We start from the raw sequence: 4,887 nt of genomic DNA, 5'->3' as shown, positions 1-4,887 counted from the left end.
ACAAAATAGAATGCGCAACTCGCATATTTATATAGTGGTATATAAAAATCATATATATGGATGTTACGATGAATAAGCTGCAACTTAAACCCAGGGATTTAAAGATTATTTCACTGATTGCCGCCACCAGAAGCATCAGCCAGACCGCGGTGATCCTCGGAATGGCGCAGGCCAATGTCAGTAAATATCTTTCTGATTTCGAGTCAAAAATCGGTCTTAAGGTGTTTGAGCGCACCACCCGCAGCCTGGCCCTGACGCCGTTTGGCGAATCTCTGCTGCCCTACGTGGACGCGACCCTGAATGACGCCAGGAAATTAGTTAATTTCATTGCTGATTATAAGCAGGAAAAAAGTGGCCAGGTATCAATTCATGCTCCGATAGGGATTATCTCCTATCTGTCGCGTAGCGTGATTCATCAGCTAACGGATATTGGCGATATCAGCATAAAGCTGAAAACCTGTAATCTTGATCGCGAGACCTTTTATGAAGGCGTTGATTTCCCGGATGATTGCGATGTGCTAATTACCTACGCCAAACCGAAAGATGAATCACTCATTGCCAGCAGAATTACACAATATTCCGTCACCGCGTTCGCCAGCCCGGAATATCTCCGCCAACATCCTATTCATTCCCCGAGAGAGCTGGAAAATCACTCCTGTATTCTGATTGATTCCATGATGATTGATGAGTCAAATATCTGGAAGTTTAATACCCCAGGCAGCAATGATGTCACAGACTATAAAGTTTCGGGAAAATACATTTGCGACAACACGCAAACGGCGCTGGAACTGGCGCGTAACGGTCTGGGCATTGTCTTTGCCCCGGAGGAAAGCCTGCAGAAAGATATCGCGGAAAATAAGCTGGCGCTTTGCTTCCCGCATCAGGCCGAATGGTGGCTGGATCTGGTGGCTATCTACCGCAAACGCGAATATCAGCCGTGGCGCGTCCAGTACATCCTTGATGAAGTGCTGAAAATCATTCGCGAACAGATAGAGCAGGCCGCCCACAGACCGCCTGCCCCGGACTGTTAAACAGAATGGCCGCGACGACCGTCAAATAGCCGCGCCCTTAACGCTTACATCGCTGCGCGATAAATCGCCATAATCTCATCATGCGTCGCCTGTACAGGATTAGTGAATCCGCAGGCGTCTTTTAGCGCATTCGTCGCCAGAACCGGAATGTCTGCGTCTTTCACATTCAGTTCGCGCAACCCTGCCGGGATATTCACCGCCCGCGCCAGCGTGCGAATTTCCTCGATGCACACCCGCGCGCCCTGCTCGTCGCTCATCGCGCTGACATCAACACCCATCGCCTTCGCGCAATCACGCAAACGGGTAGCCGCCACCTGACTATTAAATTGCTGAACATGCGGTAGCAATACGGCGTTGCACACGCCATGCGGCAGATCATAGAAACCACCAAGCTGATGCGCCATCGCATGAACATAACCCAGTGACGCATTATTGAAAGCCATACCCGCCAGAAACTGGGCATAGGCCATCGCTTCGCGTGCGACGGTATTGCCGCCATCCTCCACCGCAATGCGAAGATTTTCAGAGATCATCGTAACCGCTTTCAGCGCACAGGCATCTGTAATCGGCGTCGCGGCGACAGACACATAAGCCTCAATAGCGTGCGTCAGCGCATCCATCCCTGTCGCTGCAGTCAGCGCTTTCGGCATACCCACCATCAAGGAAGAATCATTCACCGACAGCACCGGCGTAACATGCTTATCAACAATGGCCATTTTAATATGACGGGCTTCGTCAGTAATGATACAAAAGCGCGTCATTTCGGAAGCCGTACCCGCCGTGGTATTAATGGCGATCATGGGTAATTGCGGTTTGGCAGAGCGGTCAACACCTTCGTAATCGCGAATATCCCCGCCATTCGCCGCCACCAGGGCAATTCCTTTTGCGCAATCATGTGGCGAACCACCGCCAAGCGAGATAACACAATCACAGTGGTTTTCTTTTAACATTTTAAGCCCGGATGCCACATTGGCTGTCGTCGGGTTCGCATGCACACCATCATATATCACGCTGAAAATATTGCACTCCTGTAACGCTTGTTGGATATTATTTGCCATACCCAACTTACTCAGCATCGCATCCGTAACAATCAAAGCACGGCGCCAGCCGTAGCCACGAATTGCATCCATTGCATTAACCAATGAATCAGCGCCAATAATATTCACGGAGGGAATATAAAAAAGAGATGCAGCCATTATAGCTCCTTAACTTTAATAAAAAGTGCACGGAGCATACTGAAATCCGGGTATTGAAAAGATGATCAAAGCAGGGTTTTTTATCAGTGCTATACAAATTATTATCTGTACAGCACTGAATTAATCGTCATAACGCTATCGATCTATTTATTTAATAAATCAATATCAGAATTTTCATTTGAAAATAATAATGCATCGCGCAGCAGATGATCGTTTCCCCGACGACGGGTAAAACCGATACGGTCGAAGTATTCGAGGATCTGAATCGCCAGTTTTCGCCCGACGTTAAGCCTGTCGCGAAAATCAGCGGCACAGGTCGAACCACGCTCTTGATCCAGTTCGCGGATCAACTGCGCAAAGGTCACAATGCGATCGTTACGGTAATAACGATCCTTCACGATCGCCGTAATCAGCCCCTGCTGCGCGGCCTGCCGTAAGGTTGCACGCATCAGCGCCTCATCGGTCGCGGTCTCTTTCGCGAGATCGCGCACCCACCAGGGCTCATCGGCAAACAGCGCCTGCGCTTTCTCCCAGACTGCCGACTGCTCATCGGTAAACCCGGCTTTATGATCGGGCAGATGCAGCCAGCCGTGGTGGCTGCCGATAACGCCGCTTTCGCGCAGTTGCTCAATCAGCGTCAGCACCAGCGCTTCATCCTCCATCGGCAAAGCGATGCGGCGTAAACGCTCGCGTCCAGGACCGGGCTCATCGCGATGCTGATCGTGATACACCGCCAGCGCGTCCAGCAACTTACGCTGCCAGCGAACCGCCAGCCCGGCGCTGAGCAGGCATCCCCCGGCGCGAATCACCGTGGGTTGGATCAGGCGTTCAAGCCCGGCATCGGTCAGCTGGCGCGCCCAGGCGAAATCCGCCTGACGCATCGCGTCACGCTGCAGGTGCACATTCAACGCCGCGGCGTCAGAACCGGCTGCCGCCAGCGCCGTCAGCCATTGCAGGTATTCCGGTTTGCGCTTGCCGCGACGCGGCGGATTCAGGGTAACCACCCGGGCGCCAGCCAGAGTGGTGCGCGCGGAAATATCGCGCAATACCAGACGATCGTTATCCGTCAGCCACAGCGGTGAATCCAGCACCAGCTCCGCCAACGAACCTTCCAGCAGCGACACCCGACCGGTGATATGGCTGGCGGCATGGTGGATATGCAGCGGCTGCCACTGGCTCAGGACGGCGGCGCTGTTAAGCTCAACGATGACCCGCTCGCTGGGTGCGGGCGGCCGTTGCGCCAGCAGCCAGTCGCCGCGGCGCAACGCCTCTTTTTCAGCATCGCCGGTAATATTTAACGCAATGCGCTGCCCGCCGTGCGCCTGCTCAACGGGTTGATTCTGCGCGTGCAGGCCGCGCACGCGCATCGGTTTATCGACGCCGGTCAGCCACAGGGTATCACCTACACTCACCTCGCCCGACAGCGCGGTACCGGTGACCACCAGCCCCGCGCCTTTCACGATAAACGCGCGATCAATCGCCAGGCGAAACCGTTGGTGCTGCAGCGGTTCGCGCTCCGGCAACTGCTGCAAATGCGCACGAAGCGCATCGATCCCTTGCGCCTGCGTTGCTGCGGTGACAAACACTGTCGCAGCGCCAAACCCCAGCTCCTGTAGCACGGCTTCGACCTGCTGACGCACAGCCGCCACCCGGGCAGGATCAACGCGGTCAGCCTTGGTGAGCGCGACGGTCAGGGTCGGCCTGCCGGTCAGCTGCAATATCGCCAGATGCTCGCGGGTTTGCGCCATCACGCCATCATCGCAAGCGACCACCAGCAAGGCGTGGTCGATCCCCCCCATCCCGGCGAGCATATTGGAGAGAAATTTTTCATGCCCGGGAACGTCGATAAACCCCAGCGAGCGGCCATCCGGCTGCGGCCAGTAGGCATAACCGAGATCGATAGTCATACCGCGGGATTTCTCCTCCGGCAGGCGATCGGCGTTAACGCCGGTTATCGCCTGAAGCAGCGTTGTTTTACCGTGATCCACATGTCCGGCGGTGGCAATAATCATTTCAGCATGTTCTCCAGAAAACCGGATTCATCCTCAAGGCAGCGCAGGTCCAGCCATAAACGACCGTCATAAATACGACCGATGACCGGCATCGCTAAGCTGCGCCAGTGTTCCGCCAGCGCATCCAGCTGGCTGCCTCGCCCGTCATTGGGCGTCAGCGTCAGCGCCAGCGACGGCAGCCTGTCGACGGGCAACGAGCCGCTGCCAATCTGCGACAGGCAGGCTTCCAGCCGAACGCTGAAGGCCGTATAACGCCCGGCGATCGCCTGCCGGAGACGCTCCCCCTGCGCCTGCATCGCCTCCGGCGTGCGGGTCAGCAGCCGCAGCGTCGGCAGACGTTCGGCGAGCTTCTCCGGGTGCAGGTAAAGCCGCAGCGTGGCGTCCAGCGCCGCGAGAGTCATTTTGTCCGCCCGCAGCGCCCGTTTGAGCGGATGCTGCTGCAGTTTCGCGATAAGCTTGCGTTTACCGACGATAATACCCGCCTGCGGGCCGCCCAGCAGCTTATCGCCGGAAAAGCTCACCAGGCTCACGCCCGCGGCGATAAGCGCCTGCGGCATCGGTTCTTTCGGCAAGCCGTACTGGCTTAAATCCACCAGCGAGCCGCTGCCCAAATCAGTCACCACCGGGGTGCCTGACGCGTTGCCGATG

Annotated in this window: 4 protein-coding genes; 1 reads left to right on the top strand and 3 read right to left on the bottom strand. The window is 55.8% G+C overall.

Going from position 1 to position 4,887, the window contains the following annotated elements:
• Nucleotides 1-68 precede the first annotated feature (68 nt).
• The gene (locus JO226_RS11460) at nt 69-1,031 is read left to right on the top strand and encodes a LysR family transcriptional regulator (RefSeq protein ID WP_293581006.1); all 963 of its coding nucleotides are present in this window, start codon (nt 69-71) and stop codon (nt 1,029-1,031) included.
• A 44-nt stretch (nt 1,032-1,075) separates the two neighbouring features.
• On the opposite strand, the gene yiaY is transcribed toward JO226_RS11460, so the two are convergent.
• From yiaY to JO226_RS11445, 3 genes are all read right to left on the bottom strand, one after another.
• Nucleotides 1,076-2,227, bottom strand: coding sequence for an L-threonine dehydrogenase (gene yiaY, locus JO226_RS11455; protein ID WP_293581004.1), 1,152 nt, complete (start codon nt 2,225-2,227; stop codon nt 1,076-1,078).
• Nucleotides 2,228-2,370: 143 nt separating this feature from the next.
• On the bottom strand, nt 2,371-4,239 hold the full coding sequence (gene selB, locus JO226_RS11450; RefSeq protein WP_293581002.1) for a selenocysteine-specific translation elongation factor: 1,869 nt from the start codon (nt 4,237-4,239) through the stop codon (nt 2,371-2,373).
• Nucleotides 4,236-4,887 (bottom strand): aminotransferase class V-fold PLP-dependent enzyme (locus tag JO226_RS11445; RefSeq protein WP_367273555.1); only part of this gene is annotated, 652 nt, incomplete at its 5' end. The genes selB and JO226_RS11445, both read right to left, overlap by 4 nt.

Origin of the sequence: Pluralibacter sp. (genome assembly GCF_019237635.1) — a bacterium.
In the GTDB taxonomy this organism is placed as follows: Bacteria; Pseudomonadota; Gammaproteobacteria; order Enterobacterales; family Enterobacteriaceae; genus Enterobacter_B.
This window is presented reverse-complemented; position numbering and strand designations above follow the sequence as displayed.

Bases quoted from the DNA above. Each gene is read 5' to 3' on its own strand.
- JO226_RS11460 (WP_293581006.1), top strand. From the start codon at position 69: ATGAATAAGCTGCAACTTAAACCCAGGGATTTAAAGATTATTTCACTG.
- yiaY (WP_293581004.1), bottom strand. From the start codon at position 2,227: ATGGCTGCATCTCTTTTTTATATTCCCTCCGTGAATATTATTGGCGCT.
- selB (WP_293581002.1), bottom strand. From the start codon at position 4,239: ATGATTATTGCCACCGCCGGACATGTGGATCACGGTAAAACAACGCTG.